Source organism: Deinococcus sonorensis KR-87 (genome assembly GCF_040256395.1).
Lineage (GTDB): Bacteria > Deinococcota > Deinococci > Deinococcales > Deinococcaceae > Deinococcus > Deinococcus sonorensis.
Genome location: NZ_CP158297.1, coordinates 143739 through 161242 on the forward strand (window position 1 = coordinate 143739; position 17504 = coordinate 161242).

Sequence of the window (17504 nt, forward strand, 5' to 3'; positions counted from 1 at the left end):
GACAAGGAACAACTCGTAGAGAGTGATCTTGTCCACTCGGGGAGGCAATGTAACGCGCCTCTTATGGGCCGGCTGCTGGCTGCTGGGAGCCATGACCCTGATGGCCCTGCACGTCCCCGGTCCAGCGCCGCGCGGCCCGGCAGCCCGGCTGTTCCTTGGCACTTACCTGCAGGGACGGGGAGGTCGTGCTCCGTTAAGGTCAGCGACACCAAGCAGCGGCAGTGGGTGACCTTGCCGACCTGTCCGGAGAATTGGCGCGATATACCGACGGACGTGGTGCCGAACTTGGTGAGGCAGGTGTGGTCGATCACTAGGGTGTGTTCCCACGGGACAAGGTCACAACTCGTCCTCGCCCTCAAGTACCTGACGCACAAATGCCCGCGTCGACATTCCTTCTGGTAACCCCGGAACGGAAATGTCGATCCTGAGCACCCGCGATCCCCGCTCGTCCTCAACGTCAAGCGTCGACCCTGGTGCCGCAAACAACGTGACGTTGCACTCTTCCCAGACAAGCTCTGCTTCTCTTGCGCTCTCGCCGTGAACGATCACCGTCACGGTCACACCGGCCACGAGCACGACCTCCTCACCCCACGGCTCCAGCACCAACTTCACGTTTTGGAGCTTGTCGTTTCGCACTTGCAGGCGAACATCGGGAGTTGGGGAGAGCGAGGGCTTCATGCCCACATTGTGCTTGTTGGCGCGCGGCGGCTCTCTCTACAGCTCAGGTTGAAAGCCATGCCAGGACCGATGCGATGGTCAGCCAAGCCAGGTAATGCACCTGTCGCTTGCCGTATCGTGTCGACACCCGGCGGTAGCGCTTGATCCAGGCGATGGTCCGCTCGACGTGATTGCGCTCGCGGTACAGCAGAGAGTCGTACCGCCCTGGGCGCCGCTGATCTCGCTTTGGTGGAATCACGGCACGAATGCCCCGGCGACGCAGTTCCTTCCGGGCGATCCCGTTACTGTAGCCGCGATCGCCCACCAGTTGCTTCGGTCGGTGTTTGGGTCGTCCTGGGCCGCAACGTTCGGGGCTCCAGGTCGAGATCGCTCGTAGAGCGCCCCTGCAGGCCTTCGTCGGCGGAGCGGCGCATGACGTTGCTCACCCGATTGGCGCTGCATCCGAGGACATCGGCGATGGCTTGGTGGGTCTGACCTTCACCGTGCGAGTGGTCGGCGAGCAGCAGGATTTGAGCTCGAGTCATCGAGCGCGCTTGAGCAGTGCCCTTGGTGGTGAGGTCGGTCAGGCCCAGGCGATCTTGGGGGGTCAGGAAGACTTGAACTCGGCGAGGCAGAACCCGAGAGGGGGAGCACGCGCGCAACGCCTCCTGTGCGCCGATGGCTCCATTCGCCCTGATCCTGCGCTGGGCGCTGGGGTCACACTTTCTGCTGGGACAAGCTACTAGGCGGCCTGTCAGAGTGTTTGCAACCCCTCTGCTTCGTGCCGGTGCATCACCTGAACAATTCGCCAGGAGGAACGTCGAAGGCGGCCGCTAACCTGGCGATAGTCTCGATGCTGATGTTGCGCTGGCCCTGCTCGATGTAGCCGATCTGATTCCGGTGCAGAAAGGCACGAGCAGCGAGGTCCTCTTGGGACCAACCCCGCGCCTCTCTCAGTTGCCGGACCTTCTGGCCGAGGCGAACACGAATGTTGTCAGTGGGCGCGTTCACCGCCCCCACTATCCGGTGGGTTCATCTCTGGGTCTACACTACCAGTAGTGCCACCATCAGTAGTGTATCATCTCGCTATGCGAGCCTACCAGTGTTACTTGGCTTGGCCGCCCATCTGCCGTCACGCTTCCGACGAAGACCTCATCCGCAGCTGGCATGTTGCAATGGCTAATTCCCACCAGCTTCCCGCCTCTGGCTGTACCCTATGCGGCCTGCTTTTCGGCAGCCGCACGAACGGCAGACTTCAAAATACGTTCGGCAGCCCGGCCACCTGCCCGCACCACGCGGCACGCCGCGCCACGAGCTCAAGCGTATGAAGCGCCAGCGGCTGACCTTCCCGATCGTCAAGGCCAAAGACCGGCTCCGCGTCGAAGCCTTCTTCCAGACGCACCTGCCGGAATTCCCTGAGGCCATCCACACCCTCTGGACCCGCTTCCACCCCGTTGCTCAGTCCCTGGGCATCATGACTTCCGAGGCCTGGCTCGCCCTCGCCGACGGCCAGCTGGTCGGCCTCGGGGTCCTGCAACACAGCACCGGCACCACCTGGCGGGCCCTGCTGCTGTGCGACCCGGCGTGGGCCACCCGGGTGCTGCCGGCGATGCACAACGCCCTGACCGACACGATCTTCACCTTCCGACACATCCTTCCCGCAAACAGACGGCCCAGCATCGACCTGGTGCTGGCCGTAGTCCCGGACTCGCCACACCAGGAGCTGTACAACACCCTGTACGCGCGCGAACGTTGGCTTCGAATCGGTCATCAATGCGACCTCGTGCTCAACCCCGGCATGGCAAGGCCCGATCCTCAGGGCCTCACCGACGCCCGGCTCAACGCCGCCGCACAGGGCATCACCATCCGGCCACTGTCCAGCTGGCCGGCCACCCAGCGTCCTGCCGAAGTGAGGGTGGCTCTGGAAAGCGAGGTCGGCGCCCTGTTGGACCACAAGAGCGTGCTGGTCGCGCTGGATCACGAGGTGCCGGTGGCCCTCAACGCCCTGATCAAGGGCGAGGCGGGGCGGGAGGTGATGCTGTCCACTCAGCCGTACTGGCTGCAGATGCCCACCCGTCCGGACCACCTCGTGGAAGACGCGCTGGTGGCGACGCTGCTCGAAGCCAGCCGGGTGAAAAGGTCAAGCACGCTGGTGCTGAAAACATCCCGGCGGGCGCACTACATCGAGTGGTTGGCGTCCCTCGGGAGTCACCCTGAGGTGGGTCACGGGTTGACCACCTGGCGGTTCGACTTCTCGACCATCACGAAGGCGGGCGCGGACGCCAAGCAGGTCATCAATCAGCCTCCGGAGTCCCCGTCAGGCGCACCCGCGTCTGATGAGGACCGGGAGGACCCTGGAAATGAATCGTCATCCTGAATTGAAGCATGCGCGTCACCACCCTCCCGCCAGGTCCTGACCTTTGAGCGCCTGGTACGCAGCGCCGTGAGCAACCTGAACCTTTCTGGCATCAGGGCCAACGCTGTACGCCTGCGCCGGCTGCTCCCTGATGAGGATCGAACGACCTGAGCGCAGGAGTTGGCCGCTGAAGCGGATAGGGGGCCACTTCATTCTGCGCCAGTCGGTAGGGGACAGAGCAAGGAGAGTGCTGGGTTCCTGCAGAGGGCTCGTGGACACTCGCTGCACCCTCGACGCTCCGGCCAATTGGAGGAACGATGAAACTCACCGTAACTGCTGAGACACTCAAGACGCTGCTGAATACGAGCGCTCGTTCACCTGAATCGAAGATCGCTCGGAAAAAGACGCTGGCCGAAGCGCGCCAGATGAAGGGAACCGCGAAGGCGGGACAAGCAGAGCAATTGATTGCGGCCATCCGGGCAGAGGGTGAACTGTAGGGCTGGGCGTGGAGAGTGGGAGCGGTCACGCACCAGCAGGTGTGGGTGCCCGGGCACGGGCGGCTCAGCCTTGACCTGCTCACCCTCCTGCGCCTGGACACTGAACCCACCGAGAAAGAACACCACTCACATACAGAGGAATGAACGGAGTCCTGGTGATCGACGCTCTTGGACTGGTGAGGCACCCGCTTCACAGACCGGCTTAGTAGCCTAATGGCAAAGGAGACTTTGAATCATACCACGAGGCGCAACGCTTGCTGACACTGGTCCAGCCGAAACAGCTGTGCAGACAACCAAGGTGGATCCTGCCCCTGATTCCTAAGGTGCCAGACAGCCATGACAACCTTCTGCACGCCTCAGAACATACGGTCGTCCTTGCATGTCTGCCTTTGTCAATTCAGAGCTCCAGCGTTTAGGGCGACGGGTCCTGGTCGCTGCTCGCCTGCTCTTGTCCCGCATGGCCGTTAATGGTACTGCGCGGGTCCTGGGGCGTGACGCTCTCACCGGACGTCGCCTGGGTGCCGGTGCTGTAGGGCGAGCCGTCGTGGGCCGTGTCGGCGTCGTGGCGGGTCCCGCCCAGCAGGTGCTGCATGTCGGCGCCGAACGGGCCGTCCCCCTCGTTGGCGTGCTGGGTCAGCGCCTCCTGGGACGGCGGTTCCGGCTGCTTGAGTGGGCCGCCCTGAGCTGCGGTGTTCGCCGGGTCGTTCGCATCGTGGGTCATGCCGTCCCTCCTTGGATCTGAGCTTCACGGTGGCGGCGCGGGCGGCTCGGCACTGTCAGCCGGCCTGCTGATTCAGCCCTCCATGAAGGGACGCTGTGCGTTCGGGAAACCGCCCGGGCTTTCGCCTGGGGCGCAGGGCGGCCAGGATGAGGTGAATCCCCGGGAGGCACCCTGAATGACCACAGACATCGAGGTCCGCGTGAACGGCGTCCTGCAGCCGGCCACGAGCGGCGAACCGCTCATCAATGTGATCAACCGCGCTGGCGTGGAGCTTCCACAGGTGTGCTATCACCCGCAGCTCGGCCCGATTCAGACGTGTGACACCTGCCTCGTGGAGGTGGACGGGGCCCTCGTGCGGGCCTGCGGCACACCCGTCATGACCGGCATGACCGTCAGCACCGACACCCAGGCTGGACGGGAGTCGCGCGCCGCGGCGTTCGACAAGATCCTGGGCAACCACCTGCTGTACTGCACGGTGTGCGACAACAACAACGGCAACTGCGTGGTGCACAACACCACGGCGCTGCTGAAAGTGGAGCATCAGGCAACGCCGTACCACCCAAAACCCTACGCGAAGGACGAGTCGAACCCGTTCTACCGCTACGACCCGGACCAGTGCATCCTGTGCGGCCGCTGTGTGGAGGCCTGCCAGAACCTGCAGGTCAACGAGACGCTCAGCATCAACTGGGAGGACCCGCACCCGCGGGTGCTGTGGGACGGGGGCCAGCCGATCAACGAGAGCAGCTGCGTGAGCTGCGGGCACTGCGTCTCGGTCTGCCCGTGCAACGCGCTGATGGAGAAGAGCATGCTGGGCGAGGCGGGCCTGATGACGGCCCTGCCGCTGCCGGTGTTTCACTCGGCGGTGGACCTGGTCAAGGCGGCCGAGCCCAGCATCGGCTACGGCCCGATCCTCCAGCTGTCCGACACGGAAGCGGCGATGCGGGCGCAGAGCATCCAGCGCACCAAGACGGTCTGCACGTACTGCGGGGTGGGGTGCAGCTTCGAGGTGTGGACCAAGGAGCGCCACATCCTCAAGATCGAGCCGACGCACGGCCCGGCCAACGGCGTGTCCACCTGCATCAAAGGGAAGTTCTCCTGGGATCACATCAACAGCCAGGAGCGCCTCACCACCCCGCTGATCCGGGACGGGAACGGCTTCCGGGAGGCGAGCTGGGAGGAGGCCCTCAGCCTGATCGCCCGCAAGTTCACGGAAGTCCGCGCCGAGCACGGCCCGGACGCCCTGGCGTTCATCGCGTCCTCGAAGTGCACCAACGAGGAAGCGTTCCTGATGCAGAAACTCGCGCGGGCGGTGATCGGCACCAACAACATGGACAACTGCTCCCGCTACTGTCAGTCGCCCGCCACGATGGGCCTGTGGCGGACGGTGGGGTACGGCGGGGACAGCGGCAGCATCCACGACCTGGAGCAGGCGGGGCTGGTGATCGGCATCGGCACCAACACCGCCGAGTCCCACCCGGTACTCGCCACCCGCGTGAAGCGCGCCCACAAGCTGCGCGGCCAGCGCCTGATCGTCGCGGACCTGCGCGAGCACGAGATGGCGCAGCGGGCCGACCTGTTCATCCGCCCGCACCCCGGCACCGACTTCGTGTGGCTCAGCGCCGTCACCAAGTACATCCTTGACCACAACCTGCAGGACCAGGCGTTCCTGGACCAGTGGGTAAACGGCCTCGACGAGTACCGCGCCAGCATCGCCGAGTACACCCTGGCGCGCGCGGAGGAGCTGACCGGCATTGCCCAGGACACCCTGCAGCAGGTGGCGCAGGAGATCGTCCGCGCGGACGGGGTGTGCGTGATGTGGGCGATGGGCGTCACGCAGCAGTGCGGCGGCAGCGAAACCAGCACGGCCATCAGCAACCTGCTGCTCGTCACCGGCAACTACATGCGGCCCGGCGCCGGGTCCTACCCGCTGCGCGGGCACAACAACGTTCAGGGCGCCAGCGACATGGGCGCCATGCCGAACTTCGTCGCCGGGTACCAGAAGGTGGACGACCCCGAGGTGCGCGCCCGGTTCGCCGCCGCGTGGGGCACGGACCTGCCGGCCAGCAAGGGCCTGGACAACCACGAGATGGTGCACGCCATCCACGACGGCACGCTGCGCGTGATGTACCTCAAAGGCGAGGAGATGGGCATCGTCGACTCGAACGTGAACTACGTCGAGGAGGCGTTCGAGAAGCTCGACTTCTTCGTGGTGCAGGACATCTTCTTCTCCCGCACCGCGCAGTTCGCGGACGTGGTGCTGCCCGCCAGCCCCAGCCTCGAGAAGGACGGCACCTTCACCAACACCGAACGCCGCATCCAACGCCTCCACCGCGCCCTGGAGCCGCTCGGGCAGAGCAAACCCGACTGGGAGATCATTCAGCTGATCGCCAACCGGCTGGGCGCGAACTGGCAGTACACGCACCCGGGGGAGATCATGCGGGAAATCGCCTCGCTGGTGCCGCTGTACTCGGGGGTGACCTACGAGCGGCTGGAGGGCTTCCGGTCGCTGCAGTGGCCGGTGCTGCCGGACGGCAGCGACACCCCGCTGCTGTTCACGGACGGCTTCCCGTTCCCGGACCGCAAGGCGCGCCTGTACCCGGCGCAGTTCATTCCGCCGGTGGAAGTTCCGGAGGCGGAGTTCGACCTGCACTTCAACAACGGCCGCATGCTCGAACACTTCCACGAGGGGAACATGACCTTCCGGTCGCCCGGCGTGACCAGCAAGGTGCCCGGCACCTTCGTCGAGGTGTCGCCGGACCTGGCGCGGGAGCGGGGGCTCGAGGACGGCCGGTACGTGCGCCTGGTCTCGCGGCACGGCGCGGTGAAGCTCAAGGTGCTGGTAACCAGCCGCGTGCAGGGCAAGCAGCTGTACATGCCCATGAACACCCAGGACGCGCAGCAGGCGGTGAACCGGCTCACCGGCAGCCACACCGACCACAGCACGCACACGCCCGCGTACAAGGACACCGCCGTGCGGATGGAGGTCCTCCCGGAGCTGGGTGAGCACCCGCTGCCGCGCACCAACCACCGCTACGGTCACCCCACCCCTCAGCCGGGCGTCGAGGTCGAACGGAAGTGGAAGCGCGCGGACTACCGCTTCCCCGGGACCCTGCCGGACCGGGCGCGCATCGCGCATGAGGTCTCGCCCGAGACCACTGGAGGAGACGACTGATGGCCAGACCAATCGAATTCGACCCGCGGACCCTGCTGCCCACCCCGAGCGAGCGCGTCTCGGCCGGCACGGCCGACAGTGCCGACGCACTGCTCGAGGCACTTGAGCTGCTGCGGGTCCTGCACGAGCACCGCGTCCTCCACACGCTGGTGCGCGTCGTGCAGGGCGGCGAAGGCCTCGCCGCCCACGCGCTCGACATCCTGAACGAACCGGCCAGCGTGCGCGCCCTCCGGAACCTGCTGGAACTGGTTCGCGCCCTGGGCGGCATCGAGCCGGAGGCACTGAGCGTCGTGACGGGCGCGCTGGCCCGCGGCGTGCGAGAAGGTGCCCGCCGCGTCGAGGCCGGCGAACGGGCCGGGCTGGGCGAACTGCTGTCCCTGGCGCGCGACCCGGACGTGGGGCTCGCCCTGGGCGCCTTCCTGGGGGTGCTGCGCGGGTTCGGTCAGGGCCTGCGCGAGGGGCAGAGCACGCCGGGCGTCCCGCACGTATGAAGTTCATTGGCCCGGCGTGCATGTGATGATGGGCCGCTGACCACGACTGCGCGCCATACCTGACCGGCCTGAACAAGTAGGGCCGGTCCTGTGTGTTCAGGCGAAGCAGAGGGCGTGACTTCCGTGCGGACGTCCGCCGCTCGCGCACGCTTGAGACGAACATCTCACTTTCCTCGTCATGCTCCCTCCGGTGGCATGGCAGGGCCTCCCAGCCGCAGCGGGTCCAGCTCCTCCAATTTGGCGGCGTACCGGAGCCGGAAAGAAATGGTCACGAACGAGAGGCGAAGACCCCGAGAGCGAGACATCGCTATGACGTGACCCTCCCTATATGCATTGACAGGAATATTCGCAAAGGTGTATATTCGATGTACCAAATCCGCTTCGAGAAAGGAGGTCTGCGCTGCGTGAACCCCGACACCCTCAGTGCGCTGGCTGAACCGCACCGCATGCACATCGTCGAGCTGCTCATCCAGCAACCGCTCACCGTCGGTGAGATCGCGTCCCGGCTCGGGCTCCTGCAACCCCAGGCCAGCCGACACCTCCGGGTCCTCAGCGACGCCGGCATCATCCGGGTCGAAGCCATCGCCAACCGCCGCCTGTGCCACCTGCGTCCCGAACCGTTCCAGCAGCTCGACAGCTGGCTCACCCCGTACCGCCGCCTCTGGGAGGACCGCTTCGACCGCCTCGACACCTACCTGCAACAGCTCCAGCAGACCGGCCACACCCCACCCGCAGAACCGGAAGACCCCTAAGGAGTTCACCATGACCACCAGCACCTCCAGCATCACCTCCCGCGTCGAAGCCGGCACCGACCTGATCCTCGAGCGGGTCTTCCACGCCCCCCGCGCCCTGGTGTTCGAGGCGTTCACCCGCGCTGAGCACCTCCGCCAGTGGTGGGGGCCCCGCGGGTGGACGCTGCCGGTGTGTGACGTCGATTTCCGCGAGGGCGGACGCTGGCATTACTGCATGCGGTGCATTGACCCCGACCAGGGCAGCTTCTTCGGCATGGAGTCGTGGGGGCTGGCGGTCTACGAGACGATCGACGCCCCGAACAGCATCGTGTACACCGACTACTTCTCCGACGCGGACCAGAACATCAACGCGGAGATGCCCGCCACCCGCTCCACCCTCACCTTCGAGGACGTGGCGGGCGGGACGCGGGTCGTCACCCGGGCGAGCTACGCCAGCGAGGCCGCGCTGAACACCGTGCTGGAAATGGGCATGCTGCAGGGCATCAGCGAAACCTGGGACCGCCTCGCCGAGTACCTCACCGCCCCACAGGCCTGACCACACGACAGCGAAGCGGCGTGGTGACAGCCACGCCGCTTCGCCTGACCCGCCAGCAGACGCCCAGCGCAGCCTGGAAGCGACCAGCGTCCGCTGTCGAGGCGCAGGCCCTGCAGGTGCCGTTGCTTCTCGAAGGCAGGACCGGCCTCCGCGAAACCGCCGCCACAGGTCCAGCCCACCAGAACCCAAGGCCGCCCGCTGTCTTGTCGTCTCATCGGTGTGGCACCATCACACCATGTCTGCCCCACGCCTGATGACGGACCGCTTGATGTTGCGGGGCCACCTGCCCGAGGATCTCGATGCGTGTGTCGAGTTATGGCAAAACCCAGCGGTGATCCAGTACACGACCGGCCAACCACTCGCCCGTCAGGACATCTGGAGCCGGCTGCTGCGCCACGTCGGGCACTGGGACCTCCTCGGCTACGGATACTGGCTCGCCTTTGAACAGGCGAGTGGACGCTTCGTCGGGGAGGTGGGGCTGGCCCGATTCAAGCGCACGCTCCTCGAAGGGCATCCGGATCTGGATCCGCTCCCCGAAGCGGGGTGGGTCCTGATGCCCTGGGCGCATGGCCTTGGCTATGCCCGCGAGGCCATGACCGCCGTTCTGAACTGGCATGATCAGGAGCAGCGTGCAGCCGAGAGTTTCTGCATCATTGACCCGCAGAACGCGCCGTCGCTGCGCCTGGCGGCGGCCCTGGGATATCGGCCTCGGTTCAGCGTGCCGCAGGAAGAGCCTCGCTGGACGGTCCTCTTCCGCCCCCGAACGGACGCTGAAGCGTCCACCCTGGTGTGAACCTCCACGATGGACCCGGCTGGTGAGAGCACCCACAGGCGAGGGTCAACAGCACACCCGTGCGCCCTGTCCTCACCGGGAGGCAACAACATCGTCTCCCGTTCTCCGGTGCTCTGCCACACTGAACGGATGGCATTTTCCTTTCCGCTGAAGGCAACCTTCCGCATCGTGACCCTCAGCCCTGAAGTGCAGGTGCGGGACACGCACGATCAGGTGCTGCTCCAGGTCAAGCAGAAACTGCTGACTTTGAAAGAGGACACCACGGTGTTCGCGGACGCCGAGAAGACCCGGCCGCTCTACCGCATGAAGGCCGACCGCATCACGGGATTTCGGGCTGTGCACGCGGTCACCCGCCTCGCCGACGGGCAGGCGCTGGGATCAATCCGGGCCGCGGGACTGCGCTCGATCTGGCGGGCACGCTATGACGTCACGGACGCCGCAGGGACCATCCTCGCGCACGTCCAGGAACAAAATCCCTGGACCAAGGTGATTGACGCCCTGCTGGATGAAGTGCCGCTGGTCGGCCCGCTGGTTGCGATGTTCATCAATCCGCGTTACACCGTGCAGGACGCGAAGGGCCGGGTCTTCGCCATGATCCTGAAACAGCGCTCGTTTGTGGCGCGGCACTTTACGCTTGAACGCCTGGAAGCCAGCCCCCCCGAGCTGAGTGATGAATTGCTGGCCCTGGCCCTGGTGCAGGTGATTTTCTTGGAACGCAGCCGACAGTAGCGTCTGCGCCACCGGATGCGCGGCTCTGCGGCCTATACCGTCACTCCGGACCCGCACGAAGCACGAACTGAGCCCCCTGGAGCCGCTGCGCCTGGTTTCCACTCGGCTGTTTGAGGAGCGTAGCGGGTCACCCGCCGGTGATGCCCATGTACCGTCCGTCCACCAACGCCTGAACGGCCTGAACGCATCAGAACGAGGATGTGGTCAAAATCATCACGGTGATGCGCCCACCACAGTAGGCGCAGAGCCGGTTGTTGACCAGCGTTTGAGCATCGCCTCCGTCGCATGGGAGAAGGGAAGCCACGATGACCGCTGCCCGCGTGCTGCTGATTAAAGATGATCCGGACATCCTTCGGATTCTGAAGCTGGAGCTTCAGGAGGCCGGGTACCGCGTCTCCACAGCCGAGTCCGTGATGCAGGGCCTCACCTCCGATTGAGTGGCAACCTGACCATGGCACCTGTTCCATCGCAACAGCCCCAGGACTGCTGCCTGGGGCTGTTGCAGGGTGGAGACTGCGAAATCGCCTGAAGAGAGAACAGCCGTGCTAGGGCGTGTAGGCCAAGGCCTTACGATGGGCCAATGCAGGAGAACAGGGGCAAGGAACAGCCTGATGTGGCGGCGGAAATTTCATACCTTTCCCCTGACCGTGGCCGCAAGTCAGGGATCCAGAGTGGAGCATGGTCACACCTCCATTACCAGAACGAAACTTGGCATGTATGGCAGCATTTCAAAGACACGGCATGGGTTTGGCCAGGAGAAACGCATACGGTGTACCTCTCCTTCCAATACCCTCTCCTTCAGGTCGGGCGGTTGGACGTAGGGACGACGTTTGTTCTGGTCGAGGGCGCCAGGGTCGTTGCTTACGGCAAGGTGACACAACTCCTTCATCTCGCTGAAAATACAGAGCAGCAACGGACTTCACCGTTCCAAGAGGTTCAGGAGTAAGGTTTTCTTGGCCAACACGGCCGAGCTTCTACCGCTGTTGTTATCCTGCGGAGAAAGGGTGACGGAAAACCTCCGGCCGTAAAGCTGAAAGTTCTCCTTGTAGATTTTAGTTAGAGGGGGATGGTTTGCGAATTATAACGAAGGCCGATAGGCGAAATAAAACTATTTATACACTATAATTCTTTATCAAATTGTTTAGAGTCGTCAGTAAAAAGTGGCCTGTTCTTCTATCGCACGCCGCAGAAACATAAAACTGAGGCACGTAAGGATGAGCTGAATTCAATAATGGAACTGCGAAATGAGCCGCGTCAGGATTAGCAAAATCAACACTCCACTTGAGAGTCGTTTTCTTACGAGCATATTCTCCCAAGTAGCGGCTGGCCGCGTCGATGATAATCCTCTGATCAAATTTAATGGCTTCGTTGTGTGAAGAGTACCTTTTCATCAGCCAGCTTTCCAATTCACTAACGGAATCAGCGCTGTAGTCCAAAATAATATTGGAGCACTTTTTTATAAAATCTGCAAAATCATCGAGAACATCATCCATTCGAAATAACCAATACTGAAATTCCTGCTCATCTATGATGTTGATCATTCAAGCCTCATCCCTCTTGCGGTCCAGTGACGGAGGCGACTGGTGAGCGTCGTCCAGTTGCCAAATCGTTCTGGAACGTCGTGCCTGGGTGCGCCCGTGCGGAGCATCCAGATGATGCCACTGATGATGTGATGGGCCAATGTGCGAGATAGGGCCGTTCTCGACCCATCAGAAGCAGCAAGAGGGGCAACAGACGTGTCCACTGCTCATCGCTGATTTCTTCGTGCCACAGCAGGGAATGATACCGCCCCAACGCGGCCTTTCACACTTGGCCTACAGACCCTAGTCGGCTGTGTTCGGAGTTAAGTCGTAGGAGAACACGTACGTATGCTTGCCTTCGCTCCGATCAATGGTCAGTGTCCCAACCAACCCGACGAGTTGGTCCGTGCCGGAATCCGGAACAACCGTCACGCTCAGCTGAGGCGTTCCTCTGTTCATCGTCCCCGTGTGTTGGAGCGCGAAGCTTCCTGTCCGGCCCTGCAACGTCCCTTGGACGGATTCCATCGCGACGTACCCTGCTGAACCTGGGGTCTCGGTGCCGATGGAGAGCATGTAGCCGACGCTGCTGCCGTCCAGATCGCCATGAAACGTCTTCTCCAGCAGGAGCCTGCCGACCTTCTCCTGCTCGATCTCCGTGGTGGGCTGTGGGGTAAGCGTCACTTCGAACGTTCCGGTTGCATGCATCATCGTGTTGATCTCCTGTCCAACCCTGTTCACCATACTGGGTCAGAGAACATCCTGGGCCTGCACATCTTTAGCGATGAGAAGCCGCGAGGTCGGCGATAGAGTGCCGCGACCGTGCTCGGGGCAAGCAAGCAACACAGCCAAGATGGTGGCCAGCTTCGACGTCTGGTTGATGACCTGCCTCGTCACCAGGCGGATGTGGTTGTCCTGGTCCCCTGCGACCGTGTAGGCATGAGCCCATCGGACCCATGGTGCGTTCATTGCTGGTGTCAGAGAGGCCAGCACAGCCGAGCCGGCGCGACTACGGCGCTCCCCGCTTTCTGGTGAGTGCCTGTTCCATCCAGCGGGGCAGCGCCCCCAGGCGACAGGCGGTTTCGCGGGCCGCCTCGCCGCAGCGCTCGATGAGCCGCGCGCACAGCTCGGGCTGCCCCGGTCCCAGGAACTCGAGGCCCGCCAGGAGTTGCTCGGCGGATGTGCCAATGGCCTGGATCACGTACCGCGGCGCGGGGGTCAGGACCACTCGGCTGACCGGCAGGTTCAGGGGACGGCGCGCGTGAATCGGGGCGTTGTACAGGTAGATGGACGGCACCTGCGTGGAGAGCCCCAGTTCGTTCACCACGATCGCGCCATGCACCCCGACCGGCAGGCGGTGCTGCCGGGCGTACGCTTCCACTACACGCCAGACCGGGGGAACCGACGGGCCGAACAGGGTCGGTTTGGGCACCATGTAGATGCCGCGCATGATGCGCGACACCTCGCCGGCTTTGACCAGGCGAGACAGGGCCTGCTGCAGGACCTTGCGGTGGGCGGTTGGCAGCGCTACTTCCAAATCAGCGAAGCAGAAGGGAACTCCTGCGGGCATGGCCTGCACCGCGCGCCGGACCTGGGCATGAATGCTGGAGGTGGTGGCCGTGCCCGCCATGGCTCCCACTCTAAGGAACGGTGCCGTCCCATTGCGTTCCCAGCGGGCGAGGCGGTCATGGCAGGTGCGCCAGGGGCCAGAACGTTCTGGGAGGTCACGCCAGGGCGCCCCAAGCTTGATCCGCCAGAGGATGCCGTTAAAAACGCGACGGTGATCCGCAGAGGGATGGCCACGCTTCGGGTTGCTGGGGAGGTGAGGCTGGAGGGCGTGTCACTGCGCGTCTGTGAGGTCTGTGCGGCACCACAACCCTCGAGCCTATAGCTGCCTCACGAGTTCAGCCGCACAGACCCTCGTGGGCCGAATCAGATGCACCCTTAGATATAGATTCTGATCGTGTTGATCAAAAGCCAGTCGGAAACACCAAAATAGCTATGCTGCTTTAAGGAAAATAGTCGAGGAGCATGTGAAGCAGACCACTAAACGCGAACAGGGTTAACTTGGAGGGCAGAACACGCGATTGGGACGGTGCACATGTGCTGTCCTGATCTGGCTTCACTGCCACTGCCTGGGGCAGCGGTGACCTCACTCCGCACGTCATCTCCTCCCTGCACACGCTGCGCACCCAACTCGGGAGCAACTGAGCCGCCGAGCCGCCTCGAAGTAACGGGGCGTGAACATGCTTCCAGGCGCACGAACGACGGTGCACACAACCCGCAGCTCGTACACTTAATTGTGATCAATCAATAGTTTGTTCCTGTTTTTTCGCACCTTATGGGGTGCCCGCAATGCGTAGCGCATCACGCGATAAGGAGTGTGCTTCATGATGATCAACGTTTCGCGCATCGCGTACATCTGCCTGTTCTGTTCGAACCTGGAGCACTCGATTGCGTTCTATCACGGCGTGCTGGGCCTGCCGATCGAGCGGCGCGACCCTGAGTTCTGTAAGCTCAGCACCGCGGGCGTCAGCCTGGGGTTGGAGCCGGGCGGCACCCGCGTGGCCCGGGAGAAGACGCGCGCCGAGAATCCGTTGCTGCTCCAGTTTGCTGCGGCCTCGCCCGCGGCCCTCGCAACCATGACCAAACACCTGGAGGCACACGGCGTCGTCATCCAGGAGCGATGCCGCGAGATGCCGTACGGCGTGATCACGGCGTTCCTCGACCCCGACGGCAATCGACTGGAGCTCATGTATGACTCGCGCGTTGACCACGCTTCGGCTGGAACACCATAGCGTTGGACCGAGTGCTGGGCTCAGATGGGGGCAGGTGAACACCTACCTGAGGTTGCGCTTGACGGTAACCCTCAACAACCTCGGCTACAACGTGAAATTCAATGATCTCAGCCCCTGATCGCCCCCCATCCTGACATCCGCTGTTCGCGGTCACGAGCCGTAGTGTGAATGGCACGGACAAGGCGTGCCGGACCGGTGCCTGGTGGTCCTGTCAACCAGCCACCGGAATCTCCAACGAATCAGCGGATCAGTTCGACCGTGACGCCGACATTCAGGTCAGCCCACGCACGGTCAGCCGTCAGGACGGGGACGTCCAGGCGCGCGGCGAGCGCGAGGCAGTACCGGTCACCGAGCGAAAGACCTGCATGTCTGGTGACAGGGTGGAAGCGGGCGGCATTCAGGGCGTCGTCCACGGTCCCGGGGTCCACCTGCAGCAGTTTCATCACCCCGGCGTCCGTCAGGGCGCGCATCGAGTCTTCTGGGGCGCTGCCACGTTCTGCGAGGCGGGACAGCACTTCTGCCAGGTTTACCGCGTGGATGGTAGGCGCAGTCGACAGGGCCTCTTCGACCTGTTCCGCACCGGCTTCGCCGTACACGTAGGCGAGAAGCGCGGAGGCGTCCAGGACGGTCACTGGTCAGCTTCCTGTCGGCGGTCGTCGATAAAGCTGTCGGTTTCGTTGTTCACCTGCTTGAGATGAGCGAACAGCCCGCGTCCACGGCGCGCCAACGCGTGAGGCGTGACGACTTCCGCACTTCCATCATCGTTGATGCGGAAAATCAAGCGTTCTCCTTCTTCGATCCCTAGCGCTTGCCGCAAATCTTTGGGCAGATTTAACCGGCCGTGTTCTTTGACGGTGATGGAAAACTGTTGATGAGCCATGGTGTTGACAGTGTACGTCAGGTTTGACAGGAGCCCTCTGGTAGGATGGCCACCCACCCTAGATTCTTGCTAATCACTGTTAGTGTGAATACCGATTGGGGAGCCTCTGGAATGGCCCTTCACGCGGGAGCGTTGCATGGATCCACCACTGGCCATTCAAAGCTCACCCTGAACACGCTAAGGCAGATCACGAACGCCGCCTCCACAGGAACTGAAGCATTCAGGAAACAGGCCCCAGAGTGAACCCCGATGTCGTGCGCTCCTGTGGAGGGACGCCTGCTGCCGCGACGATCGCCTGAAGCGCGGCGGTCGCACCAGGAATCACGGTGCGTCCACGATCCTCAATTCCGCCCCTCCGGGACGTCCTGGCCGGCATACTCCCGCCTGGTGACTGTGGCCCACGGTGCAACCGGCCGCGCGCTTCGCCAGTTGGCCGATGCGGAGCGGCAGGCCATCCATCACACTGACCGCGTGAAGGACCTTGCCCTCTGGCGTGCTGCCGCGTTCCGACTGTTGCGTGACCTGGATCAGGACACCACGGACCTCCACCTGCTTGGACAGGGCAACAATGTCGTGTTTCGAGTGGGCGCGCCGAACGGGCCGCTGGTGCTGCGCCTTCACCGCCCGGGAGTGCGGCCGAGGGAGGTCACCGAAGCCGAATTACGATTCCAGGCCGCCCTGAGCCGAAGGGCTGCGGTGCGCATGCCCACGCCGATGATGCAGGCGCACGGCGGGTACACAGTCAAGACGATCGTTCAGGGAACTGGCCCGGTCCATGCTGACCTTTCTTCGTGGTGTCCAGGCGAGGTGCGCCGGCCCGGGTCCGGCCTGACGCTGGACGACGCGCGTCGAGCCGGAGCGGCCCTCGCGCGCATTCACCAGTTCAGCGAGACCTACCCAGCCGAGCCGCGGTGGCCGGTGTGGAACGCCGACACCCTGTTCACGGCGGCCTCGCCGTATGAACCGGGCGACCTGTCACGGGTGTTCCTGCCTGAGCAGCGGGCAGTGCTGAACTTCGTGGAACAGCGGACCCGCGAAGTCCTGCGGACCTTACCGCGTCGTCCGGACACGTTTGGGGTGATCCACGCCGACTTCATCCTCGGGAATCTATTGTTTGCCGATGACGAGGTGACGGTCCTCGACTTTGATGACTGCGGGCTCGGCTGGTTCGTCTATGACCTGTGCCCGTTGCTCGGCAATCTGGCCGACCAGCCGGACTTCGCGGCGTGGAAGCAGGCGGTGTTCTCCGGGTACGCTTCGATTCGGGCGTTGCCGGACGGCGCACTCGACAAGGCCGTCCTGCAGGTCCTGATGGCCGCCCGTCACGCCGCGCAGTGCTTGTGGGGAGCGGGCCTGGTCGGCCGGGGGGCCGAATTCGACGTTGGCCGCCACACGGCGTGGCGGTTCGAGGCCATTCGGCGTCTTCTGGGTTCAGAGGCGCCTTTCCTTTCATAGCTCCTAGCCGCACCGGATCGGGACAGGCCGGTTCGTGTGCTCCAGGGAGCGCGCCCAGCTTCCGTCTGGCCACGCGGTTCCCGGGGAACCGGAAGGGCGAAGAGCCGCACGGTGGCGTTGCGCCGGCGCGGGCCCGCACGACGCCCTCGCC

Annotated in this window: 23 protein-coding genes and 2 pseudogenes; 12 read left to right on the plus strand and 13 right to left on the minus strand. The window is 63.9% G+C overall.

Annotated elements, in window-relative coordinates:
• Positions 1-170: 170 nt before the first annotated feature.
• From ABOD76_RS01885 to ABOD76_RS01905, 5 genes and pseudogenes are all read right to left on the minus strand, one after another.
• Positions 171-374, minus strand: a pseudogene (locus ABOD76_RS01885) (transposase); the annotation flags it as partial.
• Complete coding sequence (locus ABOD76_RS01890; protein WP_350241600.1) at positions 337-678, minus strand: hypothetical protein; 342 nt, start codon at positions 676-678, stop codon at positions 337-339. The gene ABOD76_RS01890 and the pseudogene ABOD76_RS01885, both read right to left, overlap by 38 nt.
• Positions 679-721: 43 nt before the next feature.
• The gene (locus ABOD76_RS01895) at positions 722-1045 is read right to left on the minus strand and encodes a transposase (RefSeq protein ID WP_350241741.1); all 324 of its coding nucleotides are present in this window, start codon (positions 1043-1045) and stop codon (positions 722-724) included.
• A complete protein-coding gene (locus ABOD76_RS01900; RefSeq protein WP_380130117.1) occupies positions 960-1202 on the minus strand; it encodes a helix-turn-helix domain-containing protein in 243 nt (80 codons plus the stop codon). Before ABOD76_RS01900 ends, ABOD76_RS01895 begins: the two co-directional genes overlap by 86 nt.
• A 247-nt stretch (positions 1203-1449) precedes the next feature.
• Positions 1450-1668 carry a helix-turn-helix domain-containing protein gene (locus tag ABOD76_RS01905; protein WP_350241602.1) on the minus strand — a complete coding sequence of 73 codons (219 nt, stop codon included), beginning with the start codon at positions 1666-1668 and terminating at the stop codon, positions 1450-1452.
• A gap of 313 nt (positions 1669-1981) precedes the next feature.
• Here ABOD76_RS01905 and ABOD76_RS01910 point away from each other — a divergent pair, with 313 nt between their 5' ends.
• Both ABOD76_RS01910 and ABOD76_RS01915 read left to right on the plus strand, forming a co-directional pair.
• A complete protein-coding gene (locus ABOD76_RS01910) occupies positions 1982-3034 on the plus strand; it encodes a hypothetical protein (protein ID WP_350241604.1) in 1053 nt (350 codons plus the stop codon).
• Positions 3035-3330: 296 nt separating this feature from the next.
• Positions 3331-3510 (plus strand): hypothetical protein, encoded by a 180-nt coding sequence (locus ABOD76_RS01915; protein WP_350241606.1) that lies wholly within the window; start codon positions 3331-3333, stop codon positions 3508-3510.
• Positions 3511-3922: 412 nt separating this feature from the next.
• On the opposite strand, the gene ABOD76_RS01920 is transcribed toward ABOD76_RS01915, so the two are convergent.
• Positions 3923-4231: a hypothetical protein gene (locus ABOD76_RS01920; RefSeq protein ID WP_350241608.1), complete on the minus strand. Its 309-nt coding sequence runs from the start codon at positions 4229-4231 to the stop codon at positions 3923-3925.
• A 175-nt stretch (positions 4232-4406) separates the two neighbouring features.
• Here ABOD76_RS01920 and fdhF point away from each other — a divergent pair, with 175 nt between their 5' ends.
• From fdhF to ABOD76_RS01960, 8 genes are all read left to right on the plus strand, one after another.
• Complete coding sequence (fdhF, locus tag ABOD76_RS01925; RefSeq protein ID WP_350241609.1) at positions 4407-7403, plus strand: formate dehydrogenase subunit alpha; 2997 nt, start codon at positions 4407-4409, stop codon at positions 7401-7403.
• The gene (locus ABOD76_RS01930; protein WP_350241611.1) at positions 7403-7894 is read left to right on the plus strand and encodes a DUF1641 domain-containing protein; all 492 of its coding nucleotides are present in this window, start codon (positions 7403-7405) and stop codon (positions 7892-7894) included. The genes fdhF and ABOD76_RS01930 overlap by 1 nt, the downstream gene beginning before the upstream one ends.
• A 404-nt stretch (positions 7895-8298) precedes the next feature.
• On the plus strand, positions 8299-8646 hold the full coding sequence (locus tag ABOD76_RS01935) for an ArsR/SmtB family transcription factor (protein WP_350241612.1): 348 nt from the start codon (positions 8299-8301) through the stop codon (positions 8644-8646).
• Between the two features lie 10 nt (positions 8647-8656).
• Positions 8657-9181 (plus strand): SRPBCC domain-containing protein, encoded by a 525-nt coding sequence (locus ABOD76_RS01940; protein WP_350241614.1) that lies wholly within the window; start codon positions 8657-8659, stop codon positions 9179-9181.
• Between the two features lie 235 nt (positions 9182-9416).
• The gene (locus ABOD76_RS01945) at positions 9417-9974 is read left to right on the plus strand and encodes a GNAT family N-acetyltransferase (protein WP_350241616.1); all 558 of its coding nucleotides are present in this window, start codon (positions 9417-9419) and stop codon (positions 9972-9974) included.
• A 129-nt stretch (positions 9975-10103) separates the two neighbouring features.
• Positions 10104-10703: a hypothetical protein gene (locus tag ABOD76_RS01950; RefSeq protein WP_350241618.1), complete on the plus strand. Its 600-nt coding sequence runs from the start codon at positions 10104-10106 to the stop codon at positions 10701-10703.
• Positions 10704-11008: 305 nt separating this feature from the next.
• Complete coding sequence (locus ABOD76_RS01955; RefSeq protein WP_350241620.1) at positions 11009-11140, plus strand: hypothetical protein; 132 nt, start codon at positions 11009-11011, stop codon at positions 11138-11140.
• Between the two features lie 143 nt (positions 11141-11283).
• Positions 11284-11649, plus strand: coding sequence for a hypothetical protein (locus ABOD76_RS01960; RefSeq protein WP_350241622.1), 366 nt, complete (start codon positions 11284-11286; stop codon positions 11647-11649).
• A 166-nt stretch (positions 11650-11815) separates the two neighbouring features.
• Here the strand turns inward: ABOD76_RS01960 and ABOD76_RS01965 are convergent, their stop codons facing one another.
• The 5 genes and pseudogenes from ABOD76_RS01965 to ABOD76_RS01985 all read right to left on the minus strand — a co-directional run.
• Positions 11816-12244: a hypothetical protein gene (locus ABOD76_RS01965; RefSeq protein WP_350241624.1), complete on the minus strand. Its 429-nt coding sequence runs from the start codon at positions 12242-12244 to the stop codon at positions 11816-11818.
• Positions 12241-12351: a hypothetical protein gene (locus ABOD76_RS01970; protein ID WP_350241742.1), complete on the minus strand. Its 111-nt coding sequence runs from the start codon at positions 12349-12351 to the stop codon at positions 12241-12243. The genes ABOD76_RS01965 and ABOD76_RS01970 overlap by 4 nt, the downstream gene beginning before the upstream one ends.
• Before the next feature lie 175 nt (positions 12352-12526).
• A complete protein-coding gene (locus ABOD76_RS01975) occupies positions 12527-12964 on the minus strand; it encodes a DUF3224 domain-containing protein (RefSeq protein WP_350241626.1) in 438 nt (145 codons plus the stop codon).
• 265 nt (positions 12965-13229) lie between these two features.
• Positions 13230-13850, minus strand: coding sequence for a DUF6088 family protein (locus ABOD76_RS01980; protein ID WP_350241744.1), 621 nt, complete (start codon positions 13848-13850; stop codon positions 13230-13232).
• A 27-nt stretch (positions 13851-13877) separates the two neighbouring features.
• Positions 13878-14096: pseudogene (locus tag ABOD76_RS01985) on the minus strand (transposase); the annotation flags it as partial.
• Positions 14097-14610: 514 nt separating this feature from the next.
• Between ABOD76_RS01985 and ABOD76_RS01990 the strand changes: the two are divergent.
• Entirely contained in the window at positions 14611-15018 is a 408-nt protein-coding gene (locus ABOD76_RS01990) for a VOC family protein (protein WP_350241629.1), read from the plus strand.
• Positions 15019-15257: 239 nt separating this feature from the next.
• Here ABOD76_RS01990 and ABOD76_RS01995 read toward each other — a convergent pair whose 3' ends face one another.
• Positions 15258-15650 carry a type II toxin-antitoxin system VapC family toxin gene (locus ABOD76_RS01995; RefSeq protein ID WP_350241631.1) on the minus strand — a complete coding sequence of 131 codons (393 nt, stop codon included), beginning with the start codon at positions 15648-15650 and terminating at the stop codon, positions 15258-15260.
• Positions 15647-15898: an AbrB/MazE/SpoVT family DNA-binding domain-containing protein gene (locus tag ABOD76_RS02000; RefSeq protein ID WP_350241633.1), complete on the minus strand. Its 252-nt coding sequence runs from the start codon at positions 15896-15898 to the stop codon at positions 15647-15649. Before ABOD76_RS02000 ends, ABOD76_RS01995 begins: the two co-directional genes overlap by 4 nt.
• A 387-nt stretch (positions 15899-16285) precedes the next feature.
• Between ABOD76_RS02000 and ABOD76_RS02005 the strand changes: the two genes are divergently transcribed.
• Positions 16286-17353, plus strand: a complete 1068-nt coding sequence (locus tag ABOD76_RS02005) for a phosphotransferase enzyme family protein (RefSeq protein WP_350241635.1) — start codon at positions 16286-16288, stop codon at positions 17351-17353.
• The last annotated feature ends 151 nt before the right edge of the window (positions 17354-17504 follow it).